Source organism: Bordetella flabilis (assembly GCF_001676725.1).
Lineage (GTDB): Bacteria > Pseudomonadota > Gammaproteobacteria > Burkholderiales > Burkholderiaceae_B > Bordetella_C > Bordetella_C flabilis.
Genome location: NZ_CP016172.1, coordinates 2,115,720 through 2,135,129 on the forward strand (window position 1 = coordinate 2,115,720; position 19,410 = coordinate 2,135,129).

At 67.5% G+C, this 19,410-nt stretch carries 15 protein-coding genes; 10 read left to right on the top strand and 5 right to left on the bottom strand.

Annotated features, from left to right (window positions below; all coding sequences use genetic code 11):
• The first annotated feature begins 100 nt into the window (after positions 1–100).
• A complete protein-coding gene (locus BAU07_RS09230) occupies positions 101–727 on the top strand; it encodes an NAD(P)-dependent oxidoreductase (RefSeq protein ID WP_066656462.1) in 627 nt (208 codons plus the stop codon).
• 30 nt (positions 728–757) lie between these two features.
• Here BAU07_RS09230 and BAU07_RS09235 read toward each other — a convergent pair whose 3' ends face one another.
• Positions 758–1,537, bottom strand: a complete 780-nt coding sequence (locus tag BAU07_RS09235) for an SDR family oxidoreductase (protein WP_066656465.1) — start codon at positions 1,535–1,537, stop codon at positions 758–760.
• Between the two features lie 372 nt (positions 1,538–1,909).
• Here BAU07_RS09235 and BAU07_RS09240 point away from each other — a divergent pair, with 372 nt between their 5' ends.
• From BAU07_RS09240 to BAU07_RS09250, 3 genes are all read left to right on the top strand, one after another.
• Positions 1,910–3,709, top strand: a complete 1,800-nt coding sequence (locus tag BAU07_RS09240; RefSeq protein WP_066656469.1) for a DUF342 domain-containing protein — start codon at positions 1,910–1,912, stop codon at positions 3,707–3,709.
• A 67-nt stretch (positions 3,710–3,776) separates the two neighbouring features.
• Positions 3,777–7,715 (top strand): ATP-dependent RNA helicase HrpA, encoded by a 3,939-nt coding sequence (gene hrpA / locus BAU07_RS09245; protein ID WP_066656472.1) that lies wholly within the window; start codon positions 3,777–3,779, stop codon positions 7,713–7,715.
• Between the two features lie 104 nt (positions 7,716–7,819).
• Positions 7,820–8,017 (top strand): hypothetical protein, encoded by a 198-nt coding sequence (locus BAU07_RS09250; RefSeq protein WP_066656475.1) that lies wholly within the window; start codon positions 7,820–7,822, stop codon positions 8,015–8,017.
• Positions 8,018–8,083: 66 nt separating this feature from the next.
• Here BAU07_RS09250 and lpxO read toward each other — a convergent pair whose 3' ends face one another.
• Positions 8,084–8,983 (bottom strand): lipid A hydroxylase LpxO, encoded by a 900-nt coding sequence (lpxO, locus tag BAU07_RS09255; protein ID WP_066656478.1) that lies wholly within the window; start codon positions 8,981–8,983, stop codon positions 8,084–8,086.
• A 221-nt stretch (positions 8,984–9,204) separates the two neighbouring features.
• Here lpxO and dnaE point away from each other — a divergent pair, with 221 nt between their 5' ends.
• Genes dnaE through BAU07_RS09285 form a run of 6 tightly spaced genes read left to right on the top strand, consistent with a single transcriptional unit; the run spans position 9,205 to position 17,266 of the window.
• Entirely contained in the window at positions 9,205–12,702 is a 3,498-nt protein-coding gene (dnaE, locus tag BAU07_RS09260) for a DNA polymerase III subunit alpha (protein ID WP_066656481.1), read from the top strand.
• Positions 12,699–13,799, top strand: a complete 1,101-nt coding sequence (locus BAU07_RS09265) for a glycosyltransferase family 4 protein (protein WP_066656484.1) — start codon at positions 12,699–12,701, stop codon at positions 13,797–13,799. Before dnaE ends, BAU07_RS09265 begins: the two co-directional genes overlap by 4 nt.
• Complete coding sequence (locus tag BAU07_RS09270) at positions 13,796–14,644, top strand: polysaccharide deacetylase family protein (RefSeq protein WP_066656487.1); 849 nt, start codon at positions 13,796–13,798, stop codon at positions 14,642–14,644. The genes BAU07_RS09265 and BAU07_RS09270 overlap by 4 nt, the downstream gene beginning before the upstream one ends.
• Complete coding sequence (locus BAU07_RS09275) at positions 14,641–15,417, top strand: glycosyltransferase family 2 protein (protein ID WP_066656490.1); 777 nt, start codon at positions 14,641–14,643, stop codon at positions 15,415–15,417. The genes BAU07_RS09270 and BAU07_RS09275 overlap by 4 nt, the downstream gene beginning before the upstream one ends.
• On the top strand, positions 15,414–16,532 hold the full coding sequence (locus tag BAU07_RS09280; protein WP_066656491.1) for a glycosyltransferase: 1,119 nt from the start codon (positions 15,414–15,416) through the stop codon (positions 16,530–16,532). The genes BAU07_RS09275 and BAU07_RS09280 overlap by 4 nt, the downstream gene beginning before the upstream one ends.
• Positions 16,533–16,540: 8 nt before the next feature.
• The gene (locus BAU07_RS09285; RefSeq protein ID WP_157122149.1) at positions 16,541–17,266 is read left to right on the top strand and encodes a polysaccharide deacetylase family protein; all 726 of its coding nucleotides are present in this window, start codon (positions 16,541–16,543) and stop codon (positions 17,264–17,266) included.
• Positions 17,267–17,297: 31 nt separating this feature from the next.
• On the opposite strand, the gene BAU07_RS09290 is transcribed toward BAU07_RS09285, so the two are convergent.
• Genes BAU07_RS09290 through BAU07_RS09300 form a run of 3 tightly spaced genes read right to left on the bottom strand, consistent with a single transcriptional unit; the run spans position 17,298 to position 19,379 of the window.
• Positions 17,298–17,594, bottom strand: a complete 297-nt coding sequence (locus tag BAU07_RS09290; protein WP_066665145.1) for a YkgJ family cysteine cluster protein — start codon at positions 17,592–17,594, stop codon at positions 17,298–17,300.
• Complete coding sequence (locus BAU07_RS09295; RefSeq protein ID WP_066656497.1) at positions 17,594–18,358, bottom strand: YdcF family protein; 765 nt, start codon at positions 18,356–18,358, stop codon at positions 17,594–17,596. Before BAU07_RS09295 ends, BAU07_RS09290 begins: the two co-directional genes overlap by 1 nt.
• Positions 18,359–18,392: 34 nt before the next feature.
• Complete coding sequence (locus tag BAU07_RS09300; protein ID WP_066656498.1) at positions 18,393–19,379, bottom strand: glycosyltransferase family 9 protein; 987 nt, start codon at positions 19,377–19,379, stop codon at positions 18,393–18,395.
• Positions 19,380–19,410 lie beyond the last annotated feature (31 nt).

Genomic DNA, 19,410 nt, shown 5'->3' on the forward strand with positions numbered 1-19,410 from the left:
TGTTTAAGAAAAGGCCGACTTATAGCCGAATCTTTAATGGCAAATAATAGCCGAGGCCGCACAGGTGGCCACTGTTCAACCTCTCGAAACGGGCTTTCCCATGAAAATCGCATTGATCGGCGCCACGGGCTACGTCGGCGCCAGCCTTCTTTCGGAGGCGCTCGCGCGCGGCCACCGGGTGACTGCGGTCGTCCGGCACGCCGGCGACCGGCTCCGGCCGCACGCCAACTTGACCGTTGTCGAAGGCGACGCGACGGACGCCGCGGCGCTGGCCAGGGTCGTCCACGGCCATGAGCTCGTGATCAGCGCCTTCAATCCCGGCCTCGATGCCGATGGGATTGGCGCCCGGGCCATCGTCGAGGGCGTCAAGCGGGGCGGCGTCGGCCGCCTGCTGGTGGTGGGTGGCGCCGGTTCGCTTCATCTGCCTTCGGGCGAGCGGGTCGTGGACCAGCCCGACTTTCCTGCCGAGTGGAAGGAGGGTGCGCTGCGCACGGCGGCTTTCCTGGACTGGCTGCGCGGCGAGCAAGCGCTCGATTGGGTCTTCCTGAGCCCCGCCGCGATGCTGGCGCCGGGAGAACGCACCGGCCGATACCGGGTCGGCAAGGACGAACTGCTGACCGACTCCAACGGCGAAAGCCGTATATCGCTGGAGGATTACGCCGTGGCGATGCTGGACGAGGCGCAGCGGCCCCGGCACCACCAGGCGCGTTTCACCGTGGCCTATTGACCCGGCGCCGGTGGCGCCGGGCATTGCGCCTTACAGCGTGCCGGGATAGACGCCGCCGTCCAGCACCAGGTTCTGCCCCGTCATGAAGCCCGCGCGGGCGCCGCACAGGAACGCGCAGGCGTCGCCGAATTCCGCCGGATCGCCATAGCGCCTGGCCGGCACGCGTTCACGCCGCGCCGCCAGGATCGCCTCCGGCGTCTGTCCGGACGCCTGGGCCGCCATCGCCGCCGTGCTGCGCAGGCGATCCGTATCGAACGGCCCCGGCAGCAGATTGTTGATCGTGACGTTGTGGGCCACCACCTGCCGCGCCAGGCCGGCGACGAAACCGGTCAGGCCGGCACGCGCCCCGTTCGACAATCCCAGCGTGTCGATGGGCATTTTCACCGCCGCCGAAGTGATATTCACGATGCGGCCGAAGCGGCGCGCGATCATCGAGTCGATGGTGGCCTTGATGAGCTCGATGGGGGTGATCATGTTCGCGTCCAGCGCGTTCATCCAGTCCTCGCGCGACCATTCGCGGAAATCCCCCGGCTTCGGGCCGCCGGCATTGTTGACCAGGATGTCGGGCGTCGGACATGCGGCCAGCAGGCGGTCGCGGCCGTCGGCGGTCGTCACATCGGCAATTACCGTGGTGATCGTCGCGCCGGTTTCGCGCCGGATGGCGTCGGCCGCCTCTTCCAGCGCCTCGGCGCCGCGCGCCGACATGGTGACCCGCACGCCCTCGCGTGCCAGCGACAGTGCGCAGGCACGGCCTAGTCCCTTGCTGGACGCGCACACCAGCGCCGTCCGCCCTTCGATGCCCAAATCCATCTCTACAATCTCCTTTTCGGGTCATGGAACCAGCGCCGCAGTCTACGCCGCGCCGGCGCCGGCCGAAAGGCGCGCGGCCAGGTTCTGCGGCGCCGCCGTCCGCGAAAGCCCCCACCCGTCGCGGGAGCCGGCCGTCGGGGCGGCTGGCCCCGGGACAAAAAAAGGAATTTTGAGAAAAAAAGGGTCGCAACTTGCAGTTTCGAAATTAATAATTTGAAATACGGCCTGCGCCGGGCGATACAGCCGCCGGTTGCCCTTGATTAACAACGATTCCAAGCTGACATGGGGACGCGGGCGAGTGCGAGGTGCCCCCGTTGGGGACGGGCCTCACCGTCGTGCCCGTTTCGGTGATTTCTTCGAGGAAACACGGCAGTGACGCAAAGTTATTGGTTGACTCTGGACCCGTCGACGCGTGAGCTGCGCGCCGGGTTCCGTCCCGCTGCCGCCGCCGCGCCGCCGGATGCCGACATGATGCATGCGGCCCTGGCGGCCCGTGGCTGGACCGCCGAGGCCCTCGACCGCGCCGCGCTGGCGGCTTTCCTGACCCGCTGCCGGGAAGCGGCCGCCCAGGTCAGCGGCGAGGTGCTCAGGCAGCACCACGCCAGTGCCGAGCTGGCCACGGCTGGCGCCGTCGGCGTAATGCAGGAACTGGCGGCTATCGAAAGCAATGCGGCGCGCCTGGGCGCCACGCTGGAGTTGATGGACCCTTCCGAACCGGCGGCCGATCCGGCCGCCATGGACGGGAGCGAGGTGGTAGAGGCGGTGATCGGCCAGGTCGTCGATGGCAGCTTCGAGCTGGAGATCACCGAGGACCGGCTGCAGGTCCTGCTGACACTGCACGCCCGGCGCGGTGGCAGCGCCGTGCAACTGGCCGACGTGCGGGCCGTGCTGGCCGAGCACAAAGTGGTCTACGGGCTGGACGAGGACGCGCTGTTGCAGGCGGTGGAGCGCGGCGTGGCCGACGCGGTGCCGATCGCGTCGGGCATACCCCCCAAGCCGGGCTCTCCCACGCGCTTCGAAAGCCTGCTGCAGCGCGAGCGCGCCGCCGCATCCGCAGCCGACGACAACGCCCTGGTCGACTACCGCACGCTTGGCAACCTGGTCCTGGTCAGGACCGGCATGCCCTTGATGCGGCGCATTGCCGCCACGGAGGGCATCGACGGCATCGACGTGTTCGGCAACCCCGCGCCGCCGCCCGAACCCGACGACATTCCCTACGACGACAATCTTTCCGGCGTCGTGCGCGACCCGAACGACCCCGAGGTACTGGTCGCCGCCATCGACGGCGCGCCTTCCGTCATGCCGGCCGGCGTTTCCGTCAATCCGGTGGTGGAGGTGGACGCGGTCAACCTGTCCTCGGGAAACATCAACTTCGAAGGCACGCTGCAGGTTCGCGGGGACATCACCACCGGCATGTCGGTCAAGGTCAGCGGCGATGTGCTGGTCAGCGGCACGGTGGAGGCCGCGCAGATCGACGCGGGCGGCAATATCGTGGTCAAGGGCGGCATCATGGGGGCGGCCGAGGGTTCGTCCACCACCGATGCCGCTGCGCGGCTCGCGCAAGTCACGGCGCGCGGGTCGGTCCAGGCCATGTTCATCGGCAACGCCAGCATCAGCGCCGGCAAGGATGTGGTGGTCGAGCGCGAGATTCGGCAGAGCGACGTGGCGGCCGGCGACAGCGTCACCGTGGGCTTGAAGGGATCTACCCAGGGCAACATCAACGGCGGGCAGGTGCGCGCGCTGCGTTCGGTGAAGGCCGTCACGCTGGGCACCATGGCCGGGGTGCGGACCGTCATCCAGGTCGGCGTGAATCCGCACGCGCAGGCCCAGCGCGAGGCCCTGCAACGCACCCGTAAGCGCTTGACCGAAGAGAAGGCCAAGCTGGAGCAACTGCTGATCTTCCTGCGCCAACATCCGGAGAAGGCCGCCAATGGCATCGGCGAGCGGGCGGTGCAGACCCATGCCAAGCTGTTGAAGGACCTGGCGGGGGTGGACGCGCGCGAGCGGCGCCTCGCGGCGGAAACCGCGGTCAGCGAAGAGGCCACCATTCATGCGGCGCGCAAAATCCATGGCGGGGTGGAACTGGTGATCGTCAACCGCCGCGAGGAAGTCAGCGAGGACCTGCCCGGCGGCACGGCCAAACTGTCGGATGGCAAGCTGATCATCCGCTAGCGATGGCGGCGGGGGCGCGCATTCCGTTGCGCGACCCGCGGCGCGGCGAAAAACTATAATGGCGGCAATGACCGTCAAGCCCCAGACTTCCCCTCGGCGCGGCCGGGCCGCGCCCGCGCCGGTCGTCCCCAATCCTTCGGAAACGCCGCGCAGGCCCGCCGCCGCGCCGCGTGCCATTCCGCCCATCCGCTATCCCGAGGACCTTCCCGTCAGCGGCCGCCGCGACGAGATCGCGCGCGCCATCCGGGATCATCAGGTCGTGATCGTCAGTGGCGAGACCGGCTCCGGCAAGACCACGCAGTTGCCCAAGCTGTGCCTGGACATGGGCCGGGGGCGCGATCGCATGATCGGCCATACGCAGCCGCGCCGCCTGGCAGCGACCTCGGTCGCGCGCCGCATTGCCGATGAACTGCAGACGCCGCTCGGCGAAGTCGTGGGTTACCAGGTGCGGTTCAACGACCGCACCGGTCCCAATGCCGCCATCAAGCTGATGACCGACGGCATTCTGCTGGCCGAGACCCAGCGCGATCCGCTGCTCAAGCGCTACGACACCATCATCATCGACGAGGCGCACGAGCGCAGCCTGAACATCGATTTCCTGCTGGGCTACCTCAAGCGGGTGCTGCCGCGGCGGCCCGACCTGAAGGTCATCATCACCTCGGCGACCATCGACGCCGAGCGCTTCGCACGCCATTTCGCTTCGGCCCCCGACCGCCCCGCGCCCGTCATCGAGGTGTCCGGCCGGCTGTATCCGGTCGATATCCGCTATCGGCCGGTGCGGCAGGAAGATGACGAGGCGGATGCGCCGGCGACCGCCCGCGCCGGTCGCGAACGCGCTTCCGACGAAGAACGGGACCTGGTCGACGCCATCGTCGACGCGGTGGACGAGTGCGCCCGCCATGGCCCCGGCGACATCCTGGTCTTCCTGCCCGGCGAACGGGAGATCCGCGAGTCGGCCGAGGCCTTGCGCAAGCACCATCCTGTGGGCACCGAAGTGCTGGCGCTCTACGCGCGCCTGTCCCAGGCGGAGCAGGAGCAGATCTTCCGCCCGCGCGGCAGTGGCCGCCGTGTCGTGCTGGCCACCAACGTCGCCGAAACATCGCTCACGGTGCCGGGTATCCGCTTCGTGGTCGATAGCGGCCTGGCGCGCGTCAAGCGCTATTCCTGGCGCAACAAGGTCGAGCAACTGCGCATCGAGCCGATCAGCCGCGCTTCGGCGAACCAGCGCGCCGGCCGTTGCGGCCGCGTGGGGCCCGGCGTCTGCATCCGGCTCTATGACGAGGCCGATTTCAATGCCCGCGCGCCGTTCACGGATCCGGAAGTGCTGCGTTCCTCGCTGGCCGCCGTGATCCTGCGCATGAAGTCGCTCAAGCTCGACGACATCGAGGATTTCCCCTTCGTCGAGGCGCCGCCGGGACGGGCCATCGCCGACGGCTACCATCTGCTGCAGGAACTGGGCGCCATCGAACCGGCGCGGGCCGGACGGGAGGGCGGTGACGGCAGCGCCGAGCCGGGCGACCAGGCCGGCCCCGCGTTTGTCCTGACGCGTATCGGGCAGGACCTGGCGCGCCTGCCGCTGGATCCGCGCATTGGCCGCATGATCCTGGCCGCTCGCGAACAGCAATGCCTGGCTGAAATGCTCATCATCGCCTCGGCCCTGTCCATCCAGGATCCGCGCGACCGGCCCATGCACGACAAAGAGGCCGCGGAGAACGCGCACGCCAAGTTCGCCGACGACAAGTCGGAATTCCTGTCCTTCCTGAAGCTGTGGCGATGGTATGGCGAACAGGTGCAGCACAAGGCTTCGCAACGCAAGTTGGTGGCCTTGCTGCGCCAGAATTTCCTGTCGCCGCTGCGCCTGCGCGAATGGCATGACGTCCATAGCCAGTTGGCGGCCGTCATCGGCGAGCAGGGCTGGCGGCTGAATACGACGGAAGCGACGTTCGAGCAACTGCACATGGCGCTGCTCAGCGGCCTGCTCGGCAATATCGGCTACAAGAGCGACGAAGGCGGCCATTACCAGGGCGCGCGCGACATCCGCTTCCACATCCATCCGGGTTCGCGCATGGCCAGGAAGGCGGGGCGCTGGATCGTCGCCGGCGAACTGATGGAAACCACGCGGCTGTATGCCCGCTGCGTGGCCCGCATCGAACCCGCCTGGATCGAAAGAGCCGCGGCCCACCTGTTGCGCCGCAACTGGTCCGATCCGCGCTGGGAGAAGAAGGCCGGGCAAGTGGTGGCCAACGAACGCGCCACGCTATACGGCCTGGTGATCTACGCCGGGCGCCGGGTGCACTACGGTCGTATCAATCCGGACCATGCGCGCGAGATCTTTATCCGCGAGGCCCTGGTGCCCGGGGAAATCGACACGCGCCTGCCTTTCGTCGCCCACAACCGGCGCCTGATCGGGGAAATCGAAAAGCTGGAGCACCGCGCCCGGCGGCCGGACATCCTGGTCGACGATACGCTGATCCATGCCTTCTATGACAGGCTCATCCCGGCCGGGATGAGCCAGGCGGCCACGCTGGAAAAGTGGTATGCCGGCCTGGACAAGGCGGCCGCCGAGGCGCTGCTGCTGACCCGCGATGCGCTGATGCGGCATGAAGCGGCCGGCATCACCACGGAGGTCTTTCCCAAGAAAGTCGAATGGCAGGGCGTGCAGATGGCCCTGGACTACCATTTCGAGCCCGGGTCGCCGCGCGACGGCGTGACCCTGTCCGTACCGCTGTTCGCCTTGAACAAGATAGACGCGCAGCGTTGCGAATGGCTGGTGCCGGGCATGCTCAAGGAAAAAGTCCACCTGCTGCTGAAGTCCCTGCCGCAGAAGATCCGCCGCCACTGCGTACCCTTGCCCGACTACGCGGCGGGATTTTACGAACGCTGGTTCGACCGCCTGGATGACCCGGGCCAGGGGCTGCTGGATGCCCTGGCCGCGGACATGTGGGAGCAGGTCAAGGTGCGGCCCCTGGCGGCCGATTTCAAGCTGGAAACCTTGCCGGCCCACCTGTTCATGAATTTCCGGGTGGTCGACGAGCACGGCCGCATGCTGGCCGCCGGCCGCAACCTGGCGCAGCTCAAGGCCGAGCATGGCCGCCAGGCGCAGGCCGATTTCCAGCAGCTCGCCGCCCAGGACACGCAGGTGGCGCAGGCGTTGGCGCAGGACGGGCTGACCTCATGGTCCTTCGGCCCGTTGCCGGAGATCATGGAGATCCGGCGCAAGGGGCAGTCCGTCATCGGCTACCCGGCCCTGGTCGATCGCGGCGCCCACTGTGACCTTGACGTCTTCGACGACCCGGAAGAGGCCCGCAAGCATCATCGCGCGGGCTTGCTGCGGCTATTTCGCATTGCCCTGCGCGAGCAGGTCAAGTTCCTCGAAAAGAACCTCCCAGAGCTGACCCGCATCGGCATGTTGTTCATGCCGCTGGGTACGCAGGAGGAACTTCGCGACCAGATCATCGACTGCGCCCTGGCCCAAGCCTGCCTGGCCGACCCGTGGCCTGCCGACGAGCGCGCCTTCGAAGCGCGGCGGGCCGAGGGCAAGGGCCGCCTGGGGCTGCTGGCCCAGGAGGTCGCGCGTCACGCCGCTGCGGTGCTCACGGAATGGGCTGCCGTGCAGCGCAAGCTGCCGCAGGCGCGCAGCCACGCCGCCGCGTATGCGGACCTGCAGCAGCAGATCGGGGCGCTGGTCCCGCGTACCTTCCTGCGCGATACGCCGCATGGCCAGCTGGTGCATTTCCCGCGTTACCTCAAGGCCGCCGTGGCGCGCATCGACAAACTCCGTGCCGACCCGGCGCGCGACCAACGGCTCATGGCGGACATGGCGCCCCTGCTGACGCACTACCAGCGCGCGCGGGCGGCGCTCAAGGGTGCGCCCGATGCGCGCCTGGACGAGTTCCGCTGGCTGTTGGAAGAGCTGCGCGTGGCGCTGTTCGCGCAAGAGCTGCGTACGCCGATGCCGGTGTCCGTCAAGCGGCTGCAGAAGGCCTGGGAGGCGATGCAGCGCTAAGGCAACACCGCGCCGCGCCAGGGACGCAGCCGTTGCCATATGGATGGCGCGCGGCCTATCATCCCCACAGGAAGTCCTACCGGTCATATCTCGAGGAGAAGACCATGAGCGACCTCATCCTGTCCGCGCGGGCCTACCGTTCCAGGGCCTCCGCGCCACGTTCCCAGGCCGGCGCCCCCGGCGAACCGCGCCGGCGACGCTTCAAAGTGCTGGGAGACGTGGTGGACTATGTCACCGAAGTGATGGCCGAGATGGAGCGCGGCCGGCAACAACACCCGGTGATATCGGCCTACCGGCCCTAGGCGCGGATCTCTCGACACCGCGAGCATACGCGGGCGCCGGCCGCCTGCGCGGCGGTGCAGCGGTCGTCAGATCAAGACGAAGGCGCCTACAACCAGCACGACCAGGCTCCATTTCACGGCCTTGTAGAGCGGCTTGTTCCAGGACTTGAAGCGCTTGCGCGCCTGGTCCAGGCGCCAGTGTGCATGGGTCAGGCGGTTGATCGCGCCGGTCTTGTCATTCTCGTCATTGGGAGAACTGGCCGCGGACATCACCACCCGGCCGAACCAGCCGTTGAAGGCTTCGGCCCAGCGCCACCGCAGCGGCCGCTCCACATCGCAGAACAGGATGATGCGGTTGCGGCCGGACTGGTTGTGCGCTTCGTGGATATACGTTTCGTCGAACACCACGCCTTCGCCGTCGCGCCAGCTGTAGCGCTCGCCGTCCACGTCGATATAGCAGCGGTCGTCATTGGGCGTGGCCAGGCCAAGGTGGTAGCGCAGCGAGCCGGAAAACGGATCGCGGTGCGGGTTCAGCTTGCCGCCGTCGGGCAGCTCGGCGAACATCGCCGCCTTGACCTTGGGCAAGGTTTTCAGCAAGGCCACGGTGCGCGGGCACAAGGCTTCCGCTGAAGGATGGCGCGCGTCGTACCACTTCAGGTAGAAGCGCTTCCAGCCGTATTTGAAGAAGGAATTGAAGCCGATGTCGTCGTGGCGCTCGGCCGCCTTGATGCGGCGCAACTCGGCCATCTGCAGCGCTTCGTCGCGGATGACTTCCCAGTTGTCCTGCAGCACCTGCAGTTCCGGGATCTCGCGCGTCGAGACGTAGGGCGTGGTCGGCACGCGGGACGCCAGCACCATGAAGGCATTCACGGGCGCGAGCAGCACCGAATGGTCCAGGAACACGCGTGACCAGGCCAGGCGCACCCTTCCACGGTAGTGTCCGTACAGGATGGCGGCCAGCCACAAGCCAGGGATCAGCCATTTCATAGCGGAAAACCGATAAGACAGAATCAACCGTGTATTCTTGCACAGCCACGGCCGGCGTGGGGTGGGCCCGTGGCATCCGTCCCGGCGCGGCCCTGTCTCGCCGGCGCCGCCACAGCAACCTGGTCGCAGGCCGCCGCGGCGACTTATCCGGCCGGCCCGGCGCAGGCAAAAAGCCGGCAGGGGCGGGGGCGCAGGGCGGTGGGCTGAGTACAATCGCGCTCATGTCCGAAGAAGCCGCCGTAGCCCCGTCCCCCTTTGTTCACCTGCGCGTCCACTCCGAATTCTCGGTGGTGGACGGCATTGTCCGTATTCCCGACCTGATCAAGCGCGCCGCCAAGCTGTCGCAGCCGGCTGTCGCCCTTACCGACCTGTCCAACCTTTTCGGCTTGATCAAGTTCTACAAGGCCGCGCGCGGCGCGGGCATCAAGCCCATTGCCGGCTGCGATGTCTGGCTGACCAACGACGATGACCGGGACAAGCCGCATCGCCTGCTGGTGCTGGTGCGCGATCGGCAAGGCTACCTGAACCTGTGCGAACTGCTGACCAAGGCCTGGTTGGGCAACCAGCACAAGGGCCGCGCCGAAATCCGCCGCGAATGGCTACAGGCGGCCGAAGGTCTCATCGTGTTGTCCGGCGGGCGCGCCGGCGACGTGGGGCAGGCCCTGGAAGCGGGCAGTATGGCGCAGGCCGCCGCACTGGCGCGCCAGTGGGCCGCCGCGTTTCCGAATGCCTATTACATCGAGCTGCAGCGCGCCGGCTTCGACGGCGACGAAGCCTATGTGCAGGCGGCCATGCGCCTGGCTGGTGAATGCGGGCTGCCCGTGGTGGCGACCCACCCCGTCCAGTTCCTGGACAAGCATGAGTTCCAGGCGCACGAGGCGCGCGTCTGCATCGCGGAGGGCGAGATACTGGCCAACCCGCGCCGTGTACGCCGCTTCACCGAAGATCAGTACCTGCTGGACGGCGACGAAATGGCGCGGCGCTTCGCCGACGTGCCCTCGGCGCTGGCCAATACCGTCGAGATCGCCAAGCGCTGCAACCTGACGCTGGTCCTGGGCAAGCCGCGCCTGCCGGATTTCCCCACGCCGGAAGGCGTGACGCTGGACGACTATCTGGTCCAGTTGTCCGAGGAAGGCCTGGAGAAGCGCCTGCAGTTCCTGTTTCCCGATGAAGCGGAGCGCCAGGCCAAGCGCGATATGTACTACGAGCGCCTGCGCTGGGAATGCAAGACCATCATCCAGATGGGCTTTCCCGGCTACTTCCTGATCGTGCAGGACTTCATCAACTGGGGCAAGAACAACGGCGTGCCGGTAGGGCCGGGGCGCGGTTCCGGCGCGGGCTCGCTGGTGGCCTACGCGCTGGGCATCACCGACCTCGACCCGATACGCTATGACCTCCTGTTCGAACGGTTCCTGAATCCCGAGCGCGTGTCGATGCCCGACTTCGACATCGACTTCTGCCAGGACAACCGCGAACGGGTCATCGACTACGTCAAGTCGAAGTACGGCCGCGAGGCTGTCAGCCAGATCGCTACCTTCGGTACGCTGGGCGCCAAGGCGGTGGTGCGCGATGCCGGGCGCGTGCTGGACATGCCTTACATGTTTTGCGATGGCCTGTCCAAGCTGATTCCGTTCAACCCGGCGGACCCGTGGACGCTGGAACGCACGCTCAAGGACGAACCCGCGTTCAAGGAGCGCTACGAGCAGGAAGAAGAAGTACGCGGCCTGGTCGACCTCGCCCAGCCGCTCGAAGGCCTGACGCGCAACATCGGCATGCACGCGGGCGGCGTGCTGATCGCTCCGGGCAAGCTGACGGACTTCTGCCCGCTGTACTGCCAGCCGGGCCAGGAAAACAGCGCGGTGTCGCAGTTCGACAAGGACGATGTCGAGGCGGCCGGCCTGGTCAAGTTCGACTTCCTGGGGCTGCGCAACCTGACCATCCTGGACTGGGCCGTGCGCTACGTGCGCCAGTTCAACGAGACGAAGCGCGACTTCGACATCATGGCGCTGCCGCTGGACGATCCGGCGGCGTACAAGATCCTGACGGAGGGCAATACCACCGCGGTGTTCCAGCTGGAATCGCGCGGCATGAAGGAGCTGCTGAAGAAGCTCAAGCCCAGCACCTTCGAAGACATCATCGCCATGCTGGCGCTGTACCGTCCGGGCCCGCTGGAATCCGGCATGGTCGACGACTTCGTCAACCGCAAGCACGGTCGCGCGCCGGTGGACTATTTCCACCCCGATCTGGAGGCCACGCTCAAGAGCACCTATGGGGTCATCGTCTACCAGGAACAGGTGATGTTGATCTCGCAGATCATCGGCGGCTATTCCCTGGGCGGCGCCGACCTCCTGCGCCGCGCCATGGGCAAGAAGAAGCCGGAGGAAATGGCCAAGCACCGCGAACTGTTCCAGAAGGGTGCGCAGGAGAAAGGCCACGATCCCAACCTGGCCGTGAAGCTCTTCGACCTGATGGAGAAGTTCGCCGGCTACGGCTTCAACAAGTCGCACTCGGCGGCCTATGCGCTGATCGCCTACCAGACCGCCTGGTTGAAGGCCTACCATCCCACGGAGTTCCTGGCCGCCACCCTGTCGTCCGATATGGACGACACCGACAAGGTGCAGACCTTCTGGCGCGACGCGCTGGACAACGGCGTCGAAGTCCTGCCGCCGGACGTCAATGCGTCGGGCTACCGTTTCGAGCCCGTGGCCGATGACCGTACCGCCAAGGGCTTGCCGCCGCGCACCATGCGCTACGGCCTGGGCGCGGTCAAAGGAACCGGGCAGGGCGCCGTCGAGGACATCGTTCGCGCACGCGAGCAGGGCGGTCCGTTCAAGGACCTGTTCGACTTCTGCCGGCGCGTGGACAAGCATACGGTGAACCGCCGTACCATCGAAGCCCTCATCAAGGCCGGCGCCTTCGACAGCATTACGCCCAATCGGGCGGCATTGCTGGCGTCGGTGCCGATGGCCATGGAAGGCGCGGAACAGGCCGCGCGCAGCGCCAACCAGGTGTCCCTGTTCGGCGACGATGCCGGCGATGTGGTGGCCAGCGAGCTGGCCAAGGTGCCGCCCTGGAACCTGCATACCCGGCTCACCGAGGAAAAATCCGCCCTCGGCTACTACTTCAGCGGCCACTTGTTCGATGCCTGGCGCGACGAAGTGCGGCGCATCGTGCCGACCACGCTGGCCCGCGTCGAGCCGCAGCGCGAGCTGCAATGGATGTGCGGTGTGCTGGCCGGCGTGCGGGTCATGATGACCCGGCGCGGCAAGATGGTCTTCGCCGTGCTGGACGACGGGACGGCGCAGGTCGAGATCTCCATCTTCAACGAACTCTACGAGAAGCATCGCAACCGCCTGCGCGAGGACCAGTTGCTGATCGTGCAGGGCAAGGTCAGCAACGACGAGTATTCCGGCGGCATGCGCATCGTCGCCGAATCGCTGTTCGACCTGCAGCTGGCGCGCGAAGCGCGCGCGCGCGCCCTGCGCATCCGGCTCAATGGCAATGCCGACGCCGAACACCTGCGCAAACTGCTCAATCCCTATCGCGCGGAGCCCGAGAACGGCGTGCCGGGTACGCCTGTGGAGATCACCTACACGCGCGATAACTTCCTTTGCACGGTTCGCCTGGGCGAAGACTGGCGGGTCCGCATGGCGGACGCGCTGCTCGATCGGCTGAATGAATGGACACGTCCGGACGGCGTGGAGATCGCCTACTCATGACACCCTTGCGCATTGTGCACTCCGAAGCCGCGGTGGCCTTCGGCGGACAGGAGCACCGTATCTTCAAGGAGATGATCGCCATGCGCGAGCGTGGCCATCATATGGAAGCCATCTGCCAGTCGCGCGCCCAGCTCGTCAAGCGCCTGAGCGATGAAGGGTTTACCGTCCACAAGGTCGACATGGACGGCGTGGCCAACTACTTTAAGGGCATCGCCGCGATCCGCCGCATCCTGCGCGAAGGTCGCTACGATGTGCTGAACACCCATAGCCGGCGCGACACCGTCATCGCGGCGCCCGCCGCCCGCATGGCCGGTACGCCGCTGATCGTCCGTACCCGCCATCTGGCCAGCAAGGTCGGCTCGATGTGGTCCTATACGGTGCTGCCGCACCGCGTCACCGCGGTAAGCGACCATGTGAGGGAGTACCTCATCACGCGCGGCGTGCCGCGCGAGTACGCGGCCACGCTGTATTCCCCCATCGTGCCGCCGCCGCCCATCGAGAAATCGACGCTGCGCGACGAACTCGGGTTGGCCGCGACCGACATCGTGGTCGGCTGTGTCGCGGTCATGCGCCCGGCCAAGGGCCACATCGACCTGATCGATGCCATGCTGCCCCTGATGCGCACGCGGCCGAACCTGCACCTGGTCTTTGTCGGCAGCGGCTCGCCCACATTCGAGCGCGTCCAGGCCTACATCGGCGAGCTGGGCCTGCAATCGCATATTCACCTGATGGGTACGCGGCGCGACGTGCCCAATCTGCTGGCCGGCTTCGACCTGTTCGCCCTGGCGACCCAGCAGGAGGCCTCGGGCACCGTCTATGTCGAGGCCCAGGCCAGCGGCCTGCCGGTGGTCGGCACCAATGTGGGCGGCGTCGCGGAAATGTTCCGTGATGGCGTCAGCGGCATCCTGGTCCCGCCCAAGGACCAGGCCGCGCTTACCGCCGCCCTGCAGCGGTTGATCGACGATCCGGCGCTGCGCAGGCAGATGGGCGAGGCGGGGCGGCGCATGATACGGGAAGAGGGCGTGTTCTCGCCGCAGCGCCTGGCCGAACGCACGGAGCTCATCTATCGCAAATGGCTGGCGGAGCGGCGCCGATGAAGCCCGCGCACAATGTGCCGGTCCTCATGTACCACCACGTGACGCCCGCGGGGGGCATGATCGCGGCCACGCCGGCACACTTCGAAAGCCAGGTCGCGTGGCTGGCCCGCGCCGGTTACACGGCTTTGTCGGCGGACCGTTTCGCGGCCCATCTGGCCGGCGAGGCGGCGCCGGAGAAGTCCGTGCTGATCACCTTCGACGATGGCTATCTGGACAACTGGGTGCACGCGCATCCCATCCTGCAGCGCTATGGCATGCGCGCGGTATTGTTCGTGGTGACTGGCTGGGTCGGCGAGGGGCCGGCGCGCCCGCATGCCGGGCAGGGCGGCGCACCGGCGGTACCCGACCACGCGGCATGCAAGGCGGCCATCGCGGCCGGGCGCGCCGACGAGGTGATGGTGCGCTGGAGCGAAATCGAGACCATGCGCGCCGCCGGCACCTTCGAGTTCCATAGCCATACGCACACGCATACCCGGTGGGACCAGGTGTGCGGCGCCGATACCGCCGCCAAGCGCGGGCACATTGCCGACGAATTGGCGAACTCGCGCGCGGCGCTGGCCGCGCGGCTGGGGCAGGACAGCCCGCACCTGTGCTGGCCGCAGGGCTACTTCGATGCCGATTACCTGGATGCGGGCCGGCAGGCGGGGTTCCGCTACTTCTACACCACGGACGCGCTGGGCCAGAACACGGCGGGCGCGGATCCTGAACACATCTACCGTTTCGCCGTCCGCAACCAGCCGGGCAACTGGCTGGCGCGCCGGTTGTGGTGGACCGGCCACCCGTTCTGGGGGCCACGCTATCACGCCTGGAAAGGCTGGAAGCGACGCATGAAGGGGCGCGCATGAAACTGTCCGTGATAGTCATTACCAAGAACGAAGCGGCCAACATCGTCGCCTGCCTGGACTCGGTGGCATTCGCGGATGAATTCATCGTGGTCGATTCCGGCAGCACCGACAATACGATTGAATTGGCGCGGGCCATGGGGGCGACCGTCCAGCAGACCCACGATTGGCCGGGTTTCGGTCCGCAGAAAAACCGGGCCCTGAACCTCGCGCAGGGAGAGTGGGTGCTGTCCATCGATGCCGACGAACGGGTCACGCCGGAACTCGCGCAGGAAATCCAACGGGTCATTGCCGCGCCCTCCTGCGATGCCTACGAAATCGCGCGCCTGTCGAATTTCTGCGGCCGCTTCATCCGCCATAGCGGCTGGTGGCCCGACCGGGTGCTCAGGTTGTTTCGCCGCGGCACCGCGCGCTTCAGCGATGCGGCGGTCCACGAGAAGGTCATCCCCGGCGAAGCGCAACGTGTCGAGCCCTTGCAGGGGCACTTCCTGCACTATCCCTATCCCAACCTGGATGCCCTGGTCAGCAAGGTGAATCGCTATTCCTCCGACGCCGCGGCGATGATGTACGCGCGCGGCAAGCGCAGCGGTATCTGGGGAGCGCTGGGCCACGGCGCCTGGACGTTCATCAGGATCTACCTGATCCGCCGGGGCTTCCTCGACGGCCGCCACGGGCTGGTGCTGGCCGTCACGGCCGCCGCCGGCAGCTTTTTTCGCTATGCAAAGCTGATGTTCCTGTCCGAGAACGCGCCCGGCGATGGCGCGCGCCGCCCTTGAAGATCCTGTACACCAATTTCCATCCGCGCAATGGCGGCGGGCATGTCACCTACATCATGAACCTGGCGCAGGGCCTGCGTCGCAATCATGGGGTCACCATCGCGACGCCCGGGACCAGCCGGCTATACCGCTATGCCGGTGAACTACCAGGTGTGAAGGTGGCGGACATCCCGTTCCGCTCGCGCGCGTCGGCCTTGTTGTCGGAACCCGCGGTGCTGCGCCGGCTGATCCGGCGCGAGCGCTTCGACCTGATCCACGTCAACGGTTCGTCCGACCACCGCCTGGTCATGCTGGCCACGCTCGGGATGCGGCGTCCCCCCATCGTCTTCACCAAGCACAACGACCTCGGGCTGAGCACGCTGGGCCATCGCATGCGCGCCCGCCTAGCCACCGATCACGTTATCGCCGTCAGCGAGTTCGTGGCCGGCCTGTTGCGCCAATCGCCCTATCGCCATTTGCCCATCACGACCGTGCGCCACGGCGTCGACACCGATCACTTCGCGCCGCCATCCGAGGCCTTGCGGCCCGCGCTGCGCGAACGCTTTTTCGGTCCTACCGCCCCGGGCAAGATCCTGCTCGGCAGCGCCGCGGGCACCGATCTCGAAAAGGGATGGCTGGACCTGCTGGCAGGCCTGGCGCTGTTGCCGCCCGAGCAACGCCAGCGGTTTCGCGTGCTGGTGGCCGGCGATCCGCCGAAAGAAGCCAGGATGGCGCGCGTGCGCGAACTCGGCTTGCAGGACCAGGTGGTCTTTCCGGGTTTGATGGACGATGTCCGTCCGGCCCTGGCCGCTTGCGACGTGGGATTCGTCCTGTCGTATCGCGAGGCCCTTTCCTTCGCCTGCCGCGAGGTGATGTCCCTGGGATTGCCGGCGCTGGTGAGCAATGCCGGGGGGCTGCCGGAAAATGTGGCCGATGGCCGGGACGGCTGGATCGTGCCCGTGCGCGACGCCCAGGCCATTGCGGCCGTGCTGCGCGGGATGGTGGCCGATCCGGCGCGCATCGCATCCATGGGCGCCGCCGCACGCGAGAAAAGCCGCTGCGAGTTCAACCTGGACCGATTCGTCGCCGATACGGAGGCCGTGTACCGGGCTGCGCTGGGCCATTCCTACTTATAATCGCCGGCATGTTCATACCGATACTCATGTACCACCAGATCGGCGAGCCGCCGCCGCGCGGTACACCTTATCGCGGCTTGACGGTGCACCCCGCCAGTTTCCGCCGGCAGATGGCCTGGCTGCGCCGCTTCGGGTACCGGGGCCTGTCCATGCGCGACCTGATGCCCTATCTGCGCGGCGAGCGCAGCGGCAAGGTCTTCGGTATCACCTTCGACGACGGGTTCCGCAATGTGCACCACAATGCGGCGCCCATCCTTTCCGAATTCGGTTTTACCGCCACCAACTATTTCGTCGCGCGCCAGTTCGGCGGCAGCAATGTCTGGGACCACGCGGAAGGCGTACCGCCCTCGCCGCTGATGACGGTGGGTGAAATGCGCGAATGGGCGGCCGCGGGCAACGAGGTCGGCTCGCATACGCTGGACCACGTCCATCTGCCGCGCCTGGCGCCGGAAGAAGCCCGTCGCCAGATCACGGCATCGCGCCAGGAACTGGAAGACGCGCTCGGCGGTCCGGTAACGGCTTTCTGCTATCCCTACGGCGAATACACGCAGGCGCATATCGACATGGCGCGCGAGGCCGGCTACGACAACGCCACGCTGACGCAACGCGGACTGGCCAGCGCGAACGACGATCCGTATGGCCTGCCGCGCGTGCTGGTCGCACGTTCGACGCACCTGCTGAATTTCCTGCGCAAGACCCTGACCACCTACGAAGCGCGTCGACGCCGCGCCTGATGTTCCGGGCGGCGCCGCGTGCGCATGCGGGTCATCGGGCCGGGGCGGTGGCCCGTTCCAGCGCGGCGAGCCAGACCAATGCATGGTCGCGGTCCGGCCCGCACATGTCGGCCGACGGACGCAGTCCGCCACAGAAATCGGGCCGTTCCGGCCGGCCGAACACGGCGCAGCGCCTATCTTCGGTCAGTTGCACGCAGGGCACGCCGGCCGGCTTGCCGTTCGGCATGCCCGGCAGGGGCCGGGTAATGGACGGCGCGATGCAACAGGCGCCACATCCAGGACGGCAGGCGATCGTGGCGTCCGGGGTCGTGGTGGCGCCGGCCGCCATCAGATCCACCCTCGCACCCAATACAGGAACAAGCCCGTGTACTCCTTGATGATGGAACGGCTGCCGTCGAAGGCCCGTTCGTCCGGCAGCCAGGGCGAGATCTCGCGTTCCGTGGGCAGCACGATCTGCGGCTGCGACGGGGCCGGGATGGCGGTCACGCCCTGCTTGCGAAAGGCCGCCATGGCCCGGGGCATATGCAGCGCGGATGTCACCAGCAGCACCGTCTGGATATGGTGTTCCTTGAGCTGGCTTTCCGTCAGGATGGCGTTCTCGTAAGTCGTGCGGCTGTCGTTTTCCAGGATCATGGCGCTGCGTGGCACGCCGGACAGGCGCAAGGCATGCGCCATGCCCTCGGCTTCGCTGACGTCGCCGCTGAGCGCCCCGCCGGACAGCACGATCTTCGGCGCCCGCCCGGCTTCGTACAGCTGCTCGGCCGTCTGGAAACGGCGCACGGCCGTCTCGCGGTCGTAGGGCAGGAACCAGTTCGGCCGGTCATTGGCGATATTCCCGCCCAGGACGACGATGGCATCGGCGGTCGGCAGCTCGGCGGGCGGGCGATAGGGATAGGTCCGCTCCAGTATTCCGCCCAGCCACAGCGATGTCGCGGGCAGCGACCAGGCCAGCGCCCATGCGACGCCGGCAGCGGCCAGCGCCATGCCGGTCCTGCGCCATCGGCACAAGGCCAGGACCAGCCCGAGCGTCACCAGGGCCAGGCACAAATACAGGGGGACGATGAGATAAGCGAGCAGACTGACGATAGACATACTGCCCCGATTGTTCCGGCCGATGCGGTCCGTGTCAATCCATGGGTGCCGATGCGGGAATGGGCTGGTTCAACAGGTCCTGGACGGCCCGCTGCACTTCCTGCACGGCGGGCCAGCCCTGCTCGGATCCCAGGCAATGCGCCTGGGCGGACCACGGACCGGTACGCTCGCGCTGGGTGACGCCAAACAAGGTGACCTGCCGCGCGCCCGCGGCCGCCGCCACATGGGAGACCCCCGAATCGTTGCAGATCACCAGTGCGGCCCGGGTGGTCAACGCCGCGAAGGCGCCCAGGCCCAAAGACGGCAGCAGCAGGGCGTCCGGGGCGTTGGCGCGCGCGGCCTCGACCTCCGCCGGCGGCGGGCACATGGCCACCGCCACGCCTTGCGCCCGCAGGGCTTGCGTCAGGGCGGCGAATCCCGGCCAGACCTTGTTGCGTCCACGATGCAGCCCCGTGGCGGTGGGAGCGATCAATACAAAGGGCGTTTGCGCCAGTCCGGCCTGCTCCAGGCATAGCCGGGCCTGTTCGCGATGCGCGTCGGTCAGCGTCAAGCCCAGCGCCGGGGGCGGAACCGGGTCGCCCGTGGGCAATCCCCACTGTGCCAGCGCCTCTCGCGTCAGCTGATACCAGGATTCCACGGCATGCAGCGGTGTGGCCGGCTTGTCGACGGGCCAGCGCAGCAGCAGGCTGCGGCCGTCGTCCCGGTAACCGGCCACGGGCAGGCCCGCGAGCCGGAAGACCGCCGCGCTGGAGAGGGAATCCGGCAGGGAAAGGGCGCGGCCGGCTGCGCCGTGGGCGCGGACATGCGCACGCACCGCCGCGCGATCCGGCATGAACCTGCCGCGTATCGCAATGAAGCCATCGCCGCCGGCCACGCCGGACAACAGGTCGGCGGCCCATGGCCGCGCGCATACCACCACGGGCGCTCCGGTGGCCTGCAGCAGCCGCAGCGAGGGCAGGCTCATGCAGACATCGCCGACCCAATTGGGCAGGCGCACGTACAGGGGGGGCATCGATGGCATAGAGGGGGCAGGGTGCGGGGTTGGTCTCGGA

What these genes read in the sequence shown, in the direction of transcription:
- BAU07_RS09230 (WP_066656462.1), top strand. Translation starts at nt 101, where the DNA reads ATGAAAATCGCATTGATCGGCGCCACGGGCTACGTCGGCGCCAGCCTT.
- BAU07_RS09235 (WP_066656465.1), bottom strand. Translation starts at nt 1,537, where the DNA reads ATGGATTTGGGCATCGAAGGGCGGACGGCGCTGGTGTGCGCGTCCAGC.
- hrpA (WP_066656472.1), top strand. Translation starts at nt 3,777, where the DNA reads ATGACCGTCAAGCCCCAGACTTCCCCTCGGCGCGGCCGGGCCGCGCCC.
- BAU07_RS09250 (WP_066656475.1), top strand. Translation starts at nt 7,820, where the DNA reads ATGAGCGACCTCATCCTGTCCGCGCGGGCCTACCGTTCCAGGGCCTCC.
- lpxO (WP_066656478.1), bottom strand. Translation starts at nt 8,983, where the DNA reads ATGAAATGGCTGATCCCTGGCTTGTGGCTGGCCGCCATCCTGTACGGA.
- dnaE (WP_066656481.1), top strand. Translation starts at nt 9,205, where the DNA reads ATGTCCGAAGAAGCCGCCGTAGCCCCGTCCCCCTTTGTTCACCTGCGC.
- BAU07_RS09265 (WP_066656484.1), top strand. Translation starts at nt 12,699, where the DNA reads ATGACACCCTTGCGCATTGTGCACTCCGAAGCCGCGGTGGCCTTCGGC.
- BAU07_RS09270 (WP_066656487.1), top strand. Translation starts at nt 13,796, where the DNA reads ATGAAGCCCGCGCACAATGTGCCGGTCCTCATGTACCACCACGTGACG.
- BAU07_RS09275 (WP_066656490.1), top strand. Translation starts at nt 14,641, where the DNA reads ATGAAACTGTCCGTGATAGTCATTACCAAGAACGAAGCGGCCAACATC.
- BAU07_RS09285 (WP_157122149.1), top strand. Translation starts at nt 16,541, where the DNA reads ATGTTCATACCGATACTCATGTACCACCAGATCGGCGAGCCGCCGCCG.
- BAU07_RS09290 (WP_066665145.1), bottom strand. Translation starts at nt 17,594, where the DNA reads ATGGCGGCCGGCGCCACCACGACCCCGGACGCCACGATCGCCTGCCGT.
- BAU07_RS09295 (WP_066656497.1), bottom strand. Translation starts at nt 18,358, where the DNA reads ATGTCTATCGTCAGTCTGCTCGCTTATCTCATCGTCCCCCTGTATTTG.
- BAU07_RS09300 (WP_066656498.1), bottom strand. Translation starts at nt 19,379, where the DNA reads ATGCCATCGATGCCCCCCCTGTACGTGCGCCTGCCCAATTGGGTCGGC.